Source organism: Tenacibaculum halocynthiae (assembly GCF_964512825.1).
Classification (GTDB): Bacteria; Bacteroidota; Bacteroidia; order Flavobacteriales; family Flavobacteriaceae; genus Polaribacter; species Polaribacter halocynthiae.
Genome location: NZ_CAZELG010000009.1, coordinates 26,054 through 44,200, shown reverse-complemented (window position 1 = coordinate 44,200; position 18,147 = coordinate 26,054). Strand labels below are relative to the sequence as shown.

Annotated in this window: 13 protein-coding genes; 8 read left to right on the top strand and 5 right to left on the bottom strand. The window is 30.8% G+C overall.

What is annotated here, in order from left to right; genetic code table 11:
- Positions 1 to 373: 373 nt before the first annotated feature.
- Entirely contained in the window at positions 374 to 1,087 is a 714-nt protein-coding gene (locus tag ACKTTQ_RS00840; protein ID WP_299135162.1) for a DUF3667 domain-containing protein, read from the bottom strand.
- Between the two features lie 385 nt (positions 1,088 to 1,472).
- On the opposite strand from ACKTTQ_RS00840, the gene ccoS reads away from it, so the two are divergent.
- The 8 genes from ccoS to ACKTTQ_RS00800 all read left to right on the top strand — a co-directional run bounded on the left by ccoS (position 1,473) and on the right by ACKTTQ_RS00800 (position 8,500).
- The gene (gene ccoS, locus ACKTTQ_RS00835; protein WP_093869038.1) at positions 1,473 to 1,640 is read left to right on the top strand and encodes a cbb3-type cytochrome oxidase assembly protein CcoS; all 168 of its coding nucleotides are present in this window, start codon (positions 1,473 to 1,475) and stop codon (positions 1,638 to 1,640) included.
- Positions 1,641 to 1,666: 26 nt separating this feature from the next.
- Entirely contained in the window at positions 1,667 to 3,868 is a 2,202-nt protein-coding gene (gene ccoN, locus ACKTTQ_RS00830; RefSeq protein ID WP_093869039.1) for a cytochrome-c oxidase, cbb3-type subunit I, read from the top strand.
- 5 nt (positions 3,869 to 3,873) lie between these two features.
- Positions 3,874 to 4,041 carry a CcoQ/FixQ family Cbb3-type cytochrome c oxidase assembly chaperone gene (locus tag ACKTTQ_RS00825; RefSeq protein WP_093869040.1) on the top strand — a complete coding sequence of 56 codons (168 nt, stop codon included), beginning with the start codon at positions 3,874 to 3,876 and terminating at the stop codon, positions 4,039 to 4,041.
- 14 nt (positions 4,042 to 4,055) lie between these two features.
- Positions 4,056 to 4,922 (top strand): cbb3-type cytochrome c oxidase N-terminal domain-containing protein, encoded by an 867-nt coding sequence (locus ACKTTQ_RS00820; RefSeq protein ID WP_408048167.1) that lies wholly within the window; start codon positions 4,056 to 4,058, stop codon positions 4,920 to 4,922.
- 40 nt (positions 4,923 to 4,962) lie between these two features.
- The gene (gene ccoG, locus ACKTTQ_RS00815) at positions 4,963 to 6,384 is read left to right on the top strand and encodes a cytochrome c oxidase accessory protein CcoG (RefSeq protein ID WP_408048166.1); all 1,422 of its coding nucleotides are present in this window, start codon (positions 4,963 to 4,965) and stop codon (positions 6,382 to 6,384) included.
- Between the two features lie 42 nt (positions 6,385 to 6,426).
- Complete coding sequence (locus tag ACKTTQ_RS00810; protein ID WP_113786560.1) at positions 6,427 to 6,873, top strand: FixH family protein; 447 nt, start codon at positions 6,427 to 6,429, stop codon at positions 6,871 to 6,873.
- Complete coding sequence (locus ACKTTQ_RS00805) at positions 6,873 to 7,577, top strand: sulfite exporter TauE/SafE family protein (RefSeq protein WP_093869043.1); 705 nt, start codon at positions 6,873 to 6,875, stop codon at positions 7,575 to 7,577. Before ACKTTQ_RS00810 ends, ACKTTQ_RS00805 begins: the two co-directional genes overlap by 1 nt.
- A gap of 89 nt (positions 7,578 to 7,666) precedes the next feature.
- Positions 7,667 to 8,500 (top strand): universal stress protein, encoded by an 834-nt coding sequence (locus ACKTTQ_RS00800; protein WP_408048165.1) that lies wholly within the window; start codon positions 7,667 to 7,669, stop codon positions 8,498 to 8,500.
- Positions 8,501 to 8,557: 57 nt separating this feature from the next.
- Here the strand turns inward: ACKTTQ_RS00800 and ACKTTQ_RS00795 are convergent, their stop codons facing one another.
- From ACKTTQ_RS00795 to rpoB, 4 genes are all read right to left on the bottom strand, one after another.
- Positions 8,558 to 9,364, bottom strand: coding sequence for a M23 family metallopeptidase (locus ACKTTQ_RS00795; RefSeq protein ID WP_408048164.1), 807 nt, complete (start codon positions 9,362 to 9,364; stop codon positions 8,558 to 8,560).
- 111 nt (positions 9,365 to 9,475) lie between these two features.
- Positions 9,476 to 9,787: a DUF3467 domain-containing protein gene (locus ACKTTQ_RS00790; RefSeq protein ID WP_093869044.1), complete on the bottom strand. Its 312-nt coding sequence runs from the start codon at positions 9,785 to 9,787 to the stop codon at positions 9,476 to 9,478.
- A gap of 68 nt (positions 9,788 to 9,855) precedes the next feature.
- Positions 9,856 to 14,127, bottom strand: coding sequence for a DNA-directed RNA polymerase subunit beta' (gene rpoC / locus ACKTTQ_RS00785; protein ID WP_093869045.1), 4,272 nt, complete (start codon positions 14,125 to 14,127; stop codon positions 9,856 to 9,858).
- A gap of 96 nt (positions 14,128 to 14,223) precedes the next feature.
- Positions 14,224 to 18,033: a DNA-directed RNA polymerase subunit beta gene (gene rpoB / locus ACKTTQ_RS00780; RefSeq protein ID WP_093869046.1), complete on the bottom strand. Its 3,810-nt coding sequence runs from the start codon at positions 18,031 to 18,033 to the stop codon at positions 14,224 to 14,226.
- Between the last annotated feature and the right edge of the window lie 114 nt (positions 18,034 to 18,147).

Genomic DNA, 18,147 nt, shown 5'->3' with positions numbered 1-18,147 from the left:
TTAAAAGGGGAAAATAATTTTGATACTGTAAATATATCTTCTTATTAAAAAAAATATAACAACTATTAGTTGCTTCTACTGTAACAATAGATTAATAAACTGTATGTATCGATAATTGGTAAAATAGCTAGTGTTTTTACCTTTTTTTATCTAAAAGTAGTTTTATGGTAATAAAAAAACTCATTAGACATCTAATGAGTTTTAATATAATATTTAAGGGGAATCAATTTATCTAAAAGGGGAAAATAATTTTGATACTGTAAATATATCTTCTTATTTAAAAAAATGTAACTACTATTAGTTGCTTCTACTGCAACAACTGATTAATAAACTAAAAGTATCGATGAATGGTAAAATAGATATTCTTAATTTTCTAAAAAAATGAATACTTGACTTTTAAAAAACCTATGAGAAGAGTAGATAAAAACAAAGTGAAAAAAAATAAAAAAACAGAAATAATAGATAAGGTAACTATCTCAACTTTATTATTTTTTCCTACAAAAACCCTATATAATAAAATTATTATAAAAAAATACACTATTGGATCAAGTAATAAAGGGCTTTTAAAAACCATATAACTTAACAATCCAAACAAAGTAGCTTGACCAACAACAAATGAACTAATTGCTAGATGCTCAGAATAATTATACTTTCCAAAAACCAATTTTGTAAAAAAACTTAAAGGAATTATTGAAAATATCCAGAAAAACTTAAGATATTCTCTTATAAACCTTCCTCCTGCATTACCTATTTTTCTAAATACTAGATCATTTACACCAACTTCATTAATCGTTTTCGGTACTCTAAATATCCCCTCAACAATTAAATAAATCGAAATTGTAATAATTAAAAATGATATTGGATTTAAAACTCCTTTTCTCTTTCCATGAATATATTCTAAAACAACTTTTTTGGGATTTATAATTAATGTTTTTACATTAAACAGAAATCCTTTATCCATATTAGCTACTGATAAAAATGCGTAATTAAACATTGATGTAAATGTTATTTTTTCTACATTCTTTTTCTCTCCACAATTAGGACAAAATTTCTCATCATGTTCATGATTACATGAAATACAATTCATTTAAAATTTACTTAAAATGCTAATGTTAGTTTGTAAAAGTATATAAAAATGTTTAAAACTTAAAAAAGCTCATTGTTTTACTAATGAGCTTTTTAATAATAAACTTAAGGGAATCAATTTATCTTTAGGGGAAAATAATTTTGATACTGTAAAAGTAAATACTTAACTAAAATTAAAACTGCTTATTAGTTGTTTAGTTTATCTCAGCCGTTTAATCGACAAAAAGTATCGACGAATGGTATAAATGTGTAGGTTAAATAATCAAAACTCAAAAAATCTTTTCTTTTTCTGTATTTGAAAACCAACTAAATTAGTAAACATGACAAATATCATATTTTAAGAAAGCCTTCAAAACTACCTTTGATGTATTATTATCAGGCAAGATATGAGCGTTATTTACTTACTACTTTCACTAAGTATTTTAGTGGCTATTGTTTTCTTTATAGCATTTATTGTTTCCGTAAAAAAAGGACAGTACGATGATTCGTACACACCTTCTGTTCGTATGTTATTTGATGATGAATTAGTTAACGAAGAAAAAATTAACAACTAACAATAGATATTAAATTCAAATAGATTATGGAAATGCAACAATTTTATTACGATAATAAAATCGTAAAAAAATTCATCTATGCAACGTTACTCTGGGGGATTGTAGGGTTCTCAGTAGGTTTGCTTTTGGCTTTTATGTTTTTATTCCCAAATATTACTGACGGAATCTCATGGTTAAGTTTTGGTCGTTTACGCCCATTGCATACCAACGCAGTAATTTTTGCCTTTGTAGGAAATGCAATTTTTGCAGGTATTTATTACTCACTACAAAGGTTATTAAAAGCAAGAATGGCTAATGATTTTTTAAGTAATTTTAATTTTTGGGGGTGGCAATTAATTATTGTTGCTGCGGCAATAACATTACCTTTAGGGTATACATCATCAAAAGAATATGCTGAACTAGAATGGCCTATTGATATTGCTATTGCATTAGTTTGGGTAGCTTTCGGTGTAAACATGATATGGACCATTATGAAAAGAAGACAGCGTCATCTTTATGTAGCTGTATGGTTTTATCTAGGTACTTTTGTTACTGTAGCAGTTCTTCATATTTTTAACAGTTTAGCATTACCTGTAGGCTTTTTAAAAAGTTACTCAGTATACGCTGGGGTTCAAGATGCTTTAGTTCAATGGTGGTATGGACATAATGCAGTAGCATTTTTCTTAACAACTCCATTTTTAGGATTAATGTATTACTTTGTACCTAAAGCTGCTAACAGACCTGTATATTCTTATAGACTATCAATTGTTCACTTCTGGTCGTTGATATTTATTTATATCTGGGCAGGTCCTCACCATTTATTATATACTTCATTACCTGAATGGGCTCAAAATTTAGGAGTTGCTTTTTCAGTAATGCTTATAGCTCCTTCTTGGGGAGGTATGATTAATGGTTTATTAACTCTTCGCGGAGCATGGGATAAAGTACGTACAGATCCTGTTTTAAAGTTCATGGTAGTAGCTATTACTGGGTATGGTATGGCAACCTTTGAAGGACCAATGTTATCGTTAAAAAACGTAAATGCAATTGCCCACTTTAGTGACTGGATTATAGCACACGTTCACGTTGGAGCTTTAGCATGGAACGGCTTTTTAACCTTTGGTATGCTGTATTGGTTAATACCTCGTATGTTTAAAACAAAATTATATTCTACAGCTTTAGCTAACTTCCATTTTTGGATTGGTACGCTAGGTATTATTATGTATGCTTTACCAATGTATGTTGCTGGTTTTGTTCAAGCTTCTATGTGGAAACAATTTAACCCTGACGGAACATTAACTTATGGTAATTTTTTAGAAACTGTCAACGAAATTATACCAATGTATTGGATGCGTGCTATTGGAGGTAGTATGTTTATTGTTGGGGCATTTGTAATGTTATACAACGTTATAAAAACAGTTAAATCTGGTAGTGATGTGACAGATGATTTAGCAGAGGCACCAGCCTTAACAAAAGTATCTAAACATAGAACTGGTAGTGAAACATGGCACACTTGGTTAGAAAGAAGACCTATTAAGTTAACTATTTATGCTACTGTAGCAATCTTAATTGGTGGTGTTATTCAAATTATACCAACCCTTCTAGTAAAATCAAACATTCCAACTATAACGAGTGTAAAACCTTATAGTCCTTTAGAATTAGAAGGTAGAGACTTATATATACGTGAAGGTTGCGTTGGATGTCACTCACAAATGATTCGTCCTTTTAGAAGTGAAGTAGAACGTTATGGAGAGTATGCTAAAGCTGGAGAGTTTGTATATGATCACCCATTCTTGTGGGGTAGTAAACGTACTGGTCCTGATTTATTAAGAATTGGGGGGAAATATTCTGATAGTTGGCACTTAAATCACATGTATGATCCTCAAAGTACATCACCTGGTTCTATTATGCCTAGCTACAAATGGTTAATGAGAAGCAAATTAGATAAATCTAGTACTGAAGGAAAAATGAAAGCAATGGTAAGTCTTGGTGTTCCTTATACTGATGAAGAAATTGCTAATGCACAAGCTAATATGGATGCTCAAGGAATGAAGATTCAAGAAAATTTACATGCTGACCCAGATTTTGCAAAAAATTACGCATCTGACAAACAGTATGCTCAAGAAAATGGTTTTGAATTTATTGAAATGAAAGATAGAGAAATTGTTGCTTTAATCGCTTATTTACAACGATTAGGTACAGATATTAAAGTAAAAGATGTTCAAGATCAATTAAGTTCTAAAAAATAGAAATCATGTTAAAATTTGTAAAAAATCACCTAGAGAGTATTACCGGAATTGAAATTTACCCAATGATTTCATTAACCATTTTCTTTACCTTTTTTGTAGTACTGTTTTGGTGGGTATATACTGCCAAGAATGAATATATAAGTAAAGTAAGTCAATTACCATTAGATAATTAGTAAAATAAAAGAAGATGAAAAAATATTTTCAATCATTAGCATATATCTCTTTTATAGCTATTACATTTTTTGCTATAGTTAAAGCTATAATGTCATACGAAAATCCTTTTAGCTTGTATGAAAACCCTTTAGTTTGGATAGCTTTAGTAGCATTAATTTTAGTAGTTCTTTTAAAAGAATTAGTAAATATTGTAGCTCAGCAAAAAGCTGAAGAACTTCAATTAGAAAAAGACGGAATTAAGCCTGAAGAAGTTGATCATTGGGCTTGGGCTAAAGATCTTATTACTAAATGGACTCAAGCTAAAGCTATTGAAGAAGAAGGTGAAATTGAGTTAGACCATAACTATGATGGAATTAAAGAACTAGATAACAACTTACCGCCATGGTGGCTATATATGTTTTATGCTACTATGATTTTTGGAGTACTTTATTTAGTAAAATACCACGTTTTTAATGGTGACAATCAAATTGTAGAATATGAAAAATCTGTTGCTATAGCAAAACGTGAATTAGCAGCCTTTAAATCTACCTCTAAAGAAGCTATTATCGATATGGAAACGGTTACTATTTTAACAGACGAAAGTGATTTAAATAGAGGAAAAGCTGTATTTAATTTAAACTGTGCTGCTTGTCATTTAAAAGATGGTGGTGGAGGTATTGGCCCTAACTTAACCGATAAATATTGGATTTTAGGTGGAGGTATAAAAAATGTTTTCAAAACTATTTCAAAAGGAGGTAGAGATGGTAAAGGTATGGTAGCTTGGGGAAAAACATTAAAACCTAAAGATATTCAAAAAGTTTCTAGTTATGTTTTATCATTACAAGGAACAACTCCTGCCAAAGCCAAAGCACCTCAAGGAGATTTATACGAAGAAGAATAAATAAGAAATTAAAATTTTGGTTTTTTAATAGTTAGTTATTATGGAAACACCCAAGGATGAAGTTTTTAGAGATAGTATTAGCACTATAAATAGTGATGGTAAACGTTCTTGGGTTTTCCCTAAAAAACCTAGTGGTGTTTTTTACAAGTACCGTACATATATAAGCTATTTTCTATTATTCATTTTATTATCAGCTCCATTCATTAAAATAAACGGGAATCAATTTTTACTATTTAATGTTTTAGATAGGCAATTTAACATTTTTGGTTTTCCTTTTTGGCCACAAGATTTCCATTTACTCGTGGTATCAATGATAATTGGTGTTGTTTTTATTATCCTATTTACTGTTGTTTTTGGTCGGATATTTTGTGGATGGATTTGCCCGCAAACGATTTTTTTAGAAATGGTTTTCAGAAAAATTGAATACTTAATAGAAGGAGATAGAGGGAAACAAATTCGATTAGATAAACAACAATGGAATGCTGAAAAAATAAAGAAGAGAGTTTTAAAATGGGTTATCTTTTTTATAATTTCATTTATAATTGCTAATGTATTTTTGGCGTATCTTATTGGTGGAGATAGATTAATTACCTACATAACTGGTAATCCTTTTGAGAATATAAGCACACTAATTTCATTACTAATATTTACAAGTGTTTTCTATTTTATATTCGCTTGGTTTAGAGAACAAGTATGTATTATAGCTTGTCCATACGGAAGATTACAAGGTGTATTATTAGACAACAAAACTATTAATGTTGCTTATGATCATGTTAGAGGAGAAAAAGAAAATGGTAGAGCAAAATTCAAAAAGAACGAAGATAGAAAGGCTTCTGGAAAAGGAGATTGTATAGATTGTTTTCAGTGTGTTAATGTTTGTCCAACTGGTATAGATATTAGAAACGGAACACAACTTGAATGTGTTAATTGTACTGCCTGTATTGATGAATGCGATCATATGATGGAAAAAGTTGGTCTTCCCAAAGGTTTAATCAGGTATGCTAGTGAAGAAAACATTAGTAAAAAGGCTCCTTTTAAGTTTAATGCCAGAATGAAAGGCTATACAGCAGTCTTATTTATATTAATTGGTGTTTTAATAGGAATGTTGTTTTTACGAAATGATGTTGAAGCAACTATATTAAGACTTCCAGGGCAATTATATGAACATAAAGAAAATGGTATTATTAGTAATATTTATACGTTTAAAGTAATTAATAAAACTACACAACAAATAAATAATGTTAGTTATAAACTAATATCGCATAAAGGTAAAATTGAAATTGTAACACATCAAAACTTTGAAATTCCAAAGCAAGGTTTGGCTGAGGGCACTTTATTTATAGAATTACATCAATCTATAATGAAAGGTGATAAAGAAAAATTAAAAATTGGAGTTTATAGTGGTACTAAACTCATTGAAACAACAACAACAAACTTCTTAGGTCCAAGGAGCTATAGATAAACCAGTTATTATATAAATATAATAACATAAAAAAACAATAAAATGAAACTAAACTGGGGCACGGGTATAGTAATATCAATCATCGCTTTTATGAGCTTTATAATGTACTTTGTAATTACAATGAGCACAAAACAAGGGTATAATCATGATTTAGTAACTGAAAAATATTATCAAAAAGAATTAGATTTTCAGCAAAACATTGAGGCTACAAAAAATGCTAAAAGATTAAAAAACAACATTACTATAAATAAATCTAAAGAAGGCTTAATTATTAATTTTCCTAAAGATTTTGACTACAAAAAAATAAAAGGTAAAATGTTTCTATACAGACCATCTAATAAACAATTGGATTTCGAAATACCACTTTCACTTTCCAATACATATTTGCTCGTGCCTGAGAACCGTTTATTGGGTGGTCGATGGAACATTACCATAAGTTGGCAATACAAAGGTAGAAACTATTTATTTAAAGAAGAACTTATTTACTAATGTTATTATCAGCTATTATATTAGGATTATTAGGTAGTTTCCACTGCATTGGAATGTGTGGTCCTATAGCTTTTATGTTACCTATAGATAGGACTAATAAAGTAAAACAATTTTTTCAAATTACGAGTTATCATTTTGGAAGAACTCTTACCTATAGCTTAATGGGACTTCTTTTCGGATTGCTCGGAAAAAGTTTTTATTTCTTTGGCTTTCAACAACAATTATCAATCATTGTAGGGCTTTTAATGATATTAATTGTATTGCTTCCTAAAATAGCACGCAAAATCACAATTTTTTCTAAACCAATTAACAAATTAATATTTAAAGTAAAATCAGCTTTAGGAAATGAGTTAAAAAAGAAAGGAAATGATACATTTTTTACCATAGGTTTTCTTAATGGGTTTCTTCCATGTGGTTTAGTTTATATGGCTGTATTTGGTGCTTTAACAACATCTAATGCTTTAGAAGGAAGTTTATATATGTTTTTATTCGGTTTAGGCACAATTCCTTTAATGACGACAGTTGTATATATTGGTAATTTTGCAAATGTTTCAATTAGACAAAAAATTCAAAAAGCAATTCCTTATGTTGTTGCTTCGATAGGTGTTTTATTTATACTTCGTGGCCTAGGTTTAGGCATTCCATACATCTCTCCAAGTGAGTTAGTTTCTACAATTAGTGAAACAGCAAAAGGTTGCCATTAAAACAATATTTTCTTTCTTAGACTGATATAAATCATGTTTTAAAAACACAAAATATCATAACTTAGAGTATCAATCAAAACCTTTAAATTATGAAAAGAATAATTGTTCCTATTGATTTTTCAATCTATTCTGAAAACGCATTAAAATCTGCCGCCTATTTAGCAAAAAAACACAATGCTGAAATCATTGCTGTTCATATGCTTGAGCTTTCTAATGCTATAGCTTCACAATCAGAATCATATGCACAACAAGAAACTATATTTTACTATAAACTAGCTGAAAGAAAATTTTCAGATTTTTTAAATAAAGAGTATTTAAACTCAGTGAAAGTAACACCAGTAATTAAACATTTCAAAATATTTAGTGAATTAGATCAACTATCAAGAGAAGAAAATGCTGATTTAATTATTATGGGATCACGTGGCACAAGTGGCTTAAAAGAAATGTTTATTGGCTCTAACACGGAAAAAGTAATACGTTATGCAAACGTTCCTGTATTAGTTATTAAAGAAAAACCTATTGAAACAGATTTAAAAACGGCTGTTTTTGCTTGTGATTTCTCTGATGATGATATTAAACCATATCAAGAAGCAAAGGCTTTCTTTAGTGCTTTGGGCTGTGATTTAAAATTAACTTATGTAACTACACCAACATCAAATTTTAAAAGCACTAAAGAAATTAATGATAAAGTAAGTAAATTCATTAATAAAACACATGAAGCAATAGACTCATTTAATAACATTAAAATTATTGCTGATTACTCGATTGAAGAAGGTGTTTTATATTATGCAAATACTATTGATGCAGATGTATTAGTTTTAGCTACCCACGGTAGAAAAGGAATTGCACACTTTTTTGAAGGTAGTATATCCGAAGATATTGCCAACCACAGTACATTACCTGTGATTACTTTTAAAGTATAATACTAAAAAGGCAGATTAACTAATAAATTTAATCTGCTTTTTCATTATAAATAATTATTAATACTTTCTTTCATAAAAAATTTTGTCTTTCAAATATTCACTTCTGTTACCATTATCAATCCTAAATTTCGTTTTTATTGTTTCTTGTTTCCCCATCACTTCTAAATAAACTGATAAATGTAAATGCGCCCCTGTTGCATATCCTACATCTCCACTATATCCTATTAACTCTCCTTTTGAAATTCTATCTCCAGACTTTACAATTGCTCCATTTTTTTTTATGTGCGCATAGGAAGCAAATGTACCATCAGAATGATAGATAATAATAAAATTACTAAATTTTTTGCAATGCTCTTGCATGCATCTTTTAGAATACTTTTCTTCAACTTTTACAACTACTCCATCTCTTATAGCTCTTATCTCTGTGCCAATTGGCATGCTAAAATCAAGTGCATATATATTTTTATGTGAAAAACGACCATTATATCCCTGATCTATTCTAAACCTACTGAATTTATTAAAAGGTAAATCATAAACATATTCCATATCGTAACTTTTATTATACTTACCATAATACATCCACCCTTTAAATGAAAACATATATAACTCAAATTTATTTAAAATTTTTAATTTTGTCAGTAAATGCCTTTTTTTTGATGCTCCAACGACATAAATATTATTAATTCCATGACTAGGCTTTAAATTAAATACTCTAAAATTAATTTTAATTGATACTGGACAATATTCATGGTTATCTGCATAAATATTATAACCTGTGTCAGTCTTTTCATAAAAAATTTTGACATTGACACCAGCTTTAATTAAAGTTGGTGATAATAATAATAATAATAACATTTTTTTCATTTTTCATCTTTTAGCAATATTCAAAAATAAAAAAAAATCCACAAATGGGATTTTTTTTATTTTAAAACTCTAAAAAACTTACAGTTACAATTAATCTTAAGTTGTTTTTCATTATGCTTCTCCAGTTGTACCTCCAAAATTCATAGGAATAGGTGGTTGTTCATAATCTTTAATTTCACCATGAGCTTGTTCAAACTTACGAATATTTTCAGCTAATGCCTTTGTAAGTCTTTTAGCATGTTGTGGTGTTAAAATAATTCTCGATTTTACTTTTGCCTTAGGTACACCAGGCATAATATTTATAAAATCAACTATAAACTCAGAAACTGAATGATTGATGATTGCTAAATTACTATACGTTCCTTCAGCTATATCTTGATCTAATTCAATATTTAATTGTGGGTCATTGTTATTTTCGTCCATACTACAATATTACGTTTAAAAAGAAAGACCTCTAAAATAGAGGTCTTTCCTTATAATTACAATAGTTTTTATAAACTATTTTCTATTTCATCTTTAGGACCTACAATTTGCGTATCGTAGCTTCTCATTCCTGTTCCTGCTGGTATTCTCTTACCTACAATTACATTCTCTTTTAATCCTTCTAATGTATCTATCTTACCATTAACAGCAGCTTCATTTAAAACTTTCGTAGTTTCCTGGAACGATGCCGCAGAAATAAACGATTTTGTTTGTAATGACGCTCTTGTAATACCTTGTAATACCTGCTCAGCTGTTGCTGGTTGAACATCACGTGCTACTACTAAGTCTTTATCTGATCTACGTAATAAAGAGTTTTCATCTCTTAATTGACGTGCAGATATCATCTGTCCTGCTTTTAAGTTTTCAGAATCACCAGCTTCTTCAACGATTTTCATTCCATAAATAGCATCATTCTGCTTAATGAAATCATTTTTATGAATTAATTGGTTTTCTAAGAATAAAGTATCACCTGAATCGATAACTCTAACTTTACGCATCATTTGACGTACAACTACTTCAAAATGCTTATCGTTAATCTTTACCCCTTGTAAACGATATACTTCTTGTATTTCATTTACTAAGTATTCTTGAACAGCTGAAGGTCCTTTAATATTTAAAATATCTATAGGAGTTGTTGCTCCATCAGATAATGGCATACCTGCTTTTATAAAGTCATTCTCTTGAACTAAAATCTGGTTAGATAATTTAATTAAGTATTTCTTAATTTCTCCAGTTTTAGACTCGATTATAATTTCACGGTTACCTCTCTTAATTTTACCGAAAGATACTACCCCATCAATTTGAGCTACAACAGCTGGATTAGATGGATTACGTGCTTCAAATAATTCAGTTACACGTGGTAAACCTCCTGTAATATCCCCTGCTTTACCAGACTTACGTGGAATTTTAACTAAAGTATGACCAGACTCAACTTTATCACCATCACTTACCATTAAATGTGCACCTACAGGTAAACTATACGAACGTAAAGCATTACCGTCTGCATCTTCAATAATTAATGAAGCAATAATTTTTTTATTTTTAGAATCAGTCATTACTTTTTCTTGGAAACCAGTTTGCTCATCAACTTCAACAGAGTAGTTTATACCTTGTTCTAAGTTATCAAACTTAACTCTACCTCCAAATTCAGAAACAATAACACCGTTAAATGGATCCCACTGACAAACTACATCACCTTTCTTAATATCTTTTCTTTCTTTATTAAAGATAGTAGATCCGTAAGGGATAATATTTGTACTTAAAGTAATTCCTGTTTTCTTATCAGTAATTTTAATTTCTGCTGTACGTGAAATAACGATTTCAATTTCTTTTCCTTCGTTATCTTTACCTTTTACAGTACGTAAATCATCAATAGAAACTTTTCCTTCAAATTTAGCTATTAACTTATTATCTTCAGAAATATTACCTGCTACCCCACCAACGTGGAACGTACGTAATGTTAACTGTGTACCCGGCTCTCCAATAGATTGTGCTGCAATAACTCCTACTGCTTCACCTCTTTGAACTTTTTTACCAGTAGATAAACTTTGTCCGTAACACTTAGCACATATTCCTCTTTGAGATTCACATGTTAATGCTGAACGAACTTCAACTCTATCAATACCAGACTCTTGAATAATTTCAGCTAACTTAGGAGTAATTAATTCTCCAGCTCCAATTAAAATTTCATCAGTAGTTGGCTTGAAAACATCATGTAATGCAGTACGTCCTGAAATTCTATCACTTAATGATTCAACTATTTCATCATTTTTCTTTAATGGAGTAACTTCTAATCCTCTTAATGTACCACAATCATCTTCATTTACAATTACGTCTTGAGAAACATCTACTAAACGACGTGTTAAGTAACCTGCATCGGCCGTTTTTAAAGCCGTATCCGCAAGACCTTTACGAGCCCCGTGCGTAGAGATAAAGTATTCTAAAATTGATAGCCCTTCCTTAAAGTTAGAAAGAATTGGATTCTCAATAATTTCTCCACCTCCAGCTGTAGATTTTTTAGGTTTTGCCATTAATCCACGCATACCTGTAAGCTGACGAATCTGTTCTTTAGATCCACGCGCTCCAGAATCTAACATCATAAATACTGAGTTAAATCCTTGTTGGTCTTCACGTAAACGTTTCATAGACAACTCAGTTAATTGGTTATTGGTTCTACCCCAAATATCAATTACCTGATTATAACGTTCTTTCTGAGTAAGCATACCCATGTTATAGTTCATTATAATTCCATCAACTTCTTTGTTAGCTTCAGCAATCATAGATTGCTTTTCAGCAGGAATAATAATATCACCTAATGAGAAAGATAAACCACCTTCGAAGGCGTATTTATATCCCATATTTTTAATTTCATCTAAGAAATTACCAACAGAAGGAATATCAGTTACCTTTAAAATACCACTAATAACACCTCTTAAAGACTTCTTAGTTAATACATCATTAATGTATCCTGCAGCTTTTGGTACTTTTTCGTTAAATAAAACTCTACCAACTGTAGTTGCTATAATTCTAGTTACGTGCTCACCATCAACAACATCATGCGTACGAACTTTAATTCCCGCATTTAAGTCTACTCTTTCTTCATTTAAAGCTATAATAACTTCTTCTGGAGAATAGAAAGTTAATCCTTCACCTTTAATAGGCACTTCAGGAGTTGACTTTCTTTCTTTAGTCATGTAGTATAAACCTAATACCATATCCTGAGATGGTACCGTAATAGGTGCTCCATTTGCAGGATTCAAAATATTATGAGAACCTAACATTAATAACTGAGCTTCTAAAATTGCTTCAGGTCCTAATGGTAAGTGAACCGCCATTTGATCACCATCAAAATCGGCATTGAAGGCAGAACAAGCAAGTGGATGTAAACGAATTGCTTTTCCTTCAATTAATTTAGGTTGGAATGCTTGAATACCTAAACGGTGTAACGTAGGAGCACGGTTTAGTAAAACTGGATGTCCTTTAATTACATTTTCTAAAATATCCCAAACTACAGGTTCTTTTCTATCTATAATTTTCTTTGCAGATTTTACAGTCTTAACAATTCCTCTTTCTATTAATTTACGAATAACAAAAGGCTTGTATAATTCTGCTGCCATATCTTTTGGCAGTCCACATTCAAATAATCTTAATTCAGGTCCAACAACAATTACAGAACGCGCAGAATAATCAACACGCTTACCTAATAAGTTTTGACGGAAACGTCCTTGTTTACCTTTTAAACTATCAGATAATGATTTTAATGGTCTGTTAGATTCTGTTTTTACAGCTGATGCCTTACGTGTGTTATCAAATAATGAATCTACTGATTCTTGTAACATACGTTTTTCATTACGTAAAATTACTTCTGGTGCTTTAATTTCCATTAATCGTTTTAAACGATTGTTACGGATAATTACACGACGGTATAAGTCATTTAAATCAGAAGTAGCAAAACGTCCTCCATCAAGAGGTACTAATGGACGTAATTCTGGTGGTATAACTGGTACCGCCTTCATTATCATCCATTCAGGTTTATTCTCTCTATTTTTTTGAGAATCTCTAAATGCTTCAACAACATTTAAACGCTTTAACGCTTCATTTTTACGTTGTTTAGATGTTTCAGTATTTGCTTTATGACGTAACTCATAAGATAAAGTATCTAAATCGATTCTTTCTAATAAATCAATTAAACAATCTGCTCCCATTTTAGCTATAAACTTATTTGGGTCAGAGTCTTCTAAATACATATTATCTTGTGGAAGTTCATCCGCAATGTCTAAATACTCTTCTTCAGTTAAGAAATCCATTTTTTGTAATGGCTCTCCTTCAGAATTTTTAGCGATACCTGGCTGAATTACTACATATCTTTCGTAGTAAATAATCATATCTAACTTCTTAGATGGTAACCCTAAAAGGTATCCCATTTTGTTAGGTAATGATCTGAAGTACCAAATATGTGCTACTGGTACTACTAAATTAATATGACCTACTCTATCTCTACGAACTTTTTTCTCAGTTACTTCTACACCACAACGGTCACATACGATACCTTTATATCGTATTCTTTTATATTTACCACACGCACACTCATAATCTTTTACAGGACCAAAGATACGCTCACAAAATAAACCATCTCTTTCTGGTTTATGAGTACGGTAGTTAATTGTTTCTGGTTTTAAAACCTCACCTCTAGAAGCCTCTAAAATAGACTCTGGTGATGCTAAACCTATTGAAATTTTGTTAAACTTCTTAACAGTGTATTTTTCGTTTTTTCTTGCCATGATAATGGATTCGAATTAAAAATAAATGTCTTACGTAAGACTGATATGAAAAAATGATTTGTCTCAGGGTTTTCACCCTGAGACATTTCACTGTGATTATTCTTCTAACTTAACGTCTAATCCTAAACCTTTAAGTTCATGCATTAATACGTTAAATGATTCAGGTAAACCTGGTTCTGGCATAGTTTCACCTTTAACAATACTTTCGTATGTTTTAGCTCTTCCTAATACATCATCAGACTTCACGGTTAAGATTTCACGTAAGATACTTGATGCTCCATATGCTTCAAGTGCCCAAACTTCCATCTCTCCAAAACGCTGACCTCCAAACTGAGCCTTACCTCCTAATGGTTGTTGTGTAATTAATGAATAAGGTCCAATAGAACGCGCGTGCATTTTATCTTCAATCATGTGACCTAACTTAATCATATAAATTATTCCAACTGTTGCTGGTTGATCAAAACGTTTTCCTGTTCCACCATCATATAAGTATGTATGACCGTAACGAGGGATTCCTGCTTCATCTGTTAAAGCATTAATTTCGTTAATATTTGCCCCATCAAAAATTGGTGTTGCATATTTTTGGTCTAACTTTTCACCTGCCCAACCAAGAACAGTTTCATAAATTTGACCAATATTCATACGCGATGGTACCCCTAATGGATTAAGAACTATATCTACAGGTGTTCCGTCTTCTAAGAAAGGCATATCTTCTTGACGTACGATACGCGCAACAATACCTTTATTTCCGTGACGTCCTGCCATTTTATCACCAACTTTTAATTTACGTTTTTTAGCTACATAAATTTTAGCAAGCTTTAAAATACCAGCAGGTAATTCATCTCCTACAGAAATTGTAAACTTTTTACGACGTAATACACCTTGTAAATCGTTTACTTTAATTTTATAGTTGTGAACTAATTCAACAACTAAATTATTTAAATCTTTATCAGTAGTCCAAGTTCCGTGTAAGTGAGTAAAATCTCCAACTGAATTTAACATTTTTTGAGTAAATTTCTTACCTTTTGGTAATACTTCTTCACCTAAATCGTTATAAACACCTTGAGAGGTTTTCCCAGTTATTAAGTTAAATAACTTGTCTATTAATATATCTTTTAAACCTTCAAACTTTGATACGTAAGATGCTTCTAAAGTAGCTATTGCTTCTTTATCTCTAGCACGCTTATTTTTATCTTTTACTGCACGTTTGAATAATTTTTTATTTATTACAACTCCTCTTAATGAAGGTGAAGCTTTTAATGATGCATCTTTTACATCACCTGCTTTATCTCCAAAAATAGCACGTAATAATTTTTCTTCTGGTGTTGGGTCAGATTCTCCTTTTGGTGTAATCTTCCCTATTAAGATATCTCCAGGATTAACTTCTGCTCCAATACGAATCATTCCGTTTTCGTCTAAGTCTTTAGTAGCCTCTTCAGAAACATTAGGAATATCATTAGTTAACTCTTCAGCTCCTAATTTTGTATCACGAACATCTAAAGAATATTCATCAATATGAATAGAAGTAAAAATATCTTCACGAACAACTTTTTCAGAAATTACAATCGCATCCTCAAAGTTATACCCTTTCCAAGGCATGAAGGCTACTTTCATATTTCGTCCTAAAGCTAATTCACCTTTTTGAGTTGCATAACCTTCACAAAGAACTTGACCTTCTTCAACTCTATCTCCAACTTTAACAATTGGTTTTAGGTTAATGTTTGTTCCTTGATTTGTTTTTCTAAACTTAATTAAGTTATATGATTTCTCATCAGAATCAAAGCTTACTGTACGCTCATCCTCAGTTCTATCATACTTAATTGTAATTCTATTTGCATCTACGTATTGAACTGTACCTGCTCCTTCTGCATTTATTAAAATACGAGAATCTTTAGCTACTCTACGCTCTAAACCTGTACCTACAATTGGAGATTGTGGACGTAATAATGGAACTGCTTGACGCATCATATTCGATCCCATTAATGCACGGTTGGCATCATCATGTTCTAAGAACGGAATTAATGATGCAGATATAGATGCAATTTGATTAGGTGCAACATCCATATAGTTAATTGCATCTGGAGTTTCAACTGGAAAATCTCCTTCTTCACGAGCAATAACTCTTTCAGATTCAATTGCTCCTTCACTAGAAACAGGAAGATTAGATTGTGCAATCTTCATTCCTTCTTCTTCTTCAGCACTTAAATATATAGGTTCATTATCTTCTACAACACCATTATCAACTTTCTTATAAGGTGTTTCTATAAATCCAAGGTTATTAACCTTTGCAAATACAGCTAATGAAGAAATTAACCCAATATTTGGTCCCTCTGGTGTTTCAATAGGACATAAACGACCATAATGAGTATAGTGAACATCACGAACCTCAAAACCTGCTCTTTCTCTTGATAAACCTCCAGGTCCTAAAGCCGATAAACGACGCTTATGTGTAATCTCAGCTAATGGATTTGTTTGATCCATAAATTGAGATAACTGGTTAGTTCCAAAGAAAGAATTAATTACTGAAGATAATGTTTTAGCATTAATCAAATCAATTGGTGTAAATACCTCGTTATCACGAACGTTCATACGTTCACGAATAGTACGTGCCATACGAGCTAAACCTACTCCAAATTGACCAGCTAATTGTTCTCCTACTGTTCTAACACGACGGTTAGATAAGTGATCAATATCATCTACTTCTGCTTTTGAATTTATTAATTCAATTAAGTATTTGATAATTGTAATTATATCTGTTTTAGTTAATACTTTTTGGTCTATTGCTTCGTTAAGACCAAGTTTGGTATTCATTCTAAAACGTCCTACTTCTCCTAAACTATAACGTTGTTCAGAGAAAAACAATTTATCTATAATACCTCTTGCTGTTTCCTCATCTGGCGGTTCAGCATTACGTAATTGTCTATAAATATGTTCTACTGCTTCTTTTTCAGAATTCGTAGGATCTTTTTGTAATGTATTATGAATGATGGCGTAATCTGCAAGCAAATTATCTTCTTTATGTAATAAGATAGTTTTTGCTCCAGCTTCAATTATTTCATCAATATGTTCTTTCTCTAAAATTGTATCACGGTCAAAAACTATTTCATTACGCTCAATAGATACTACCTCTCCAGTATCTTCATCAACAAAATCTTCATGCCAAGTTTTTAATACTCTTGCCGCTAATTTTCGCCCTAATACTTTTTTTAATCCAGCTTTTGAAACTTTTATTTCTTCAGCTAAATCAAAAATTTCTAAAATATCTTTATCTCTTTCAAAACCTATGGCTCTGAATAATGTCGTTACTGGTAATTTTTTCTTTCTATCAATATAAGCATACATCACTTGATTGATATCGGTTGCAAATTCAATCCAAGAACCTTTAAATGGAATAACTCTTGCAGAGTATAATTTAGTTCCATTAGCATGGAAAGATTGACCGAAGAATACACCTGGTGAACGGTGTAATTGTGATACCACAACACGTTCTGCTCCGTTTATAATAAACGTTCCAGAATTTGTCATATAAGGTATTGTACCTAAATAAACATCTTGAACAATAGTTTCAAAATCTTCATGTTCAGGATCAGTACAATATAACTTTAAACGTGCTTTTAAAGGTACACTATGTGTTAAACCACGCTCTATACATTCTTGAATGCTATACCTAGGCGGGTCAACAAAATAGTCTAAAAATTCTAATACAAATTGATTACGGGTATCAGTAATCGGAAAGTTGTCCATGAAAGTTTTATATAAACCTTCATTACCTCGCTGTTCTGCTTTAGTTTGCAGTTGGAAAAAGTCTTGAAAAGATTTTACCTGAATATCAAGAAAATCAGGATAATCTGCTCCTAATTTTGATGATGCGAAGTTAATTCTTTCAGTAGTGTTTATCGTTGCCAAAAGAGATACTATTTTTAAATTAAAAATATATTTTTTGAAACTTATTGTTTCAATAATGCAATTTTTATTGCAACAACCGACTGTTAATCAGTTTATTATTATCGTATAATCACA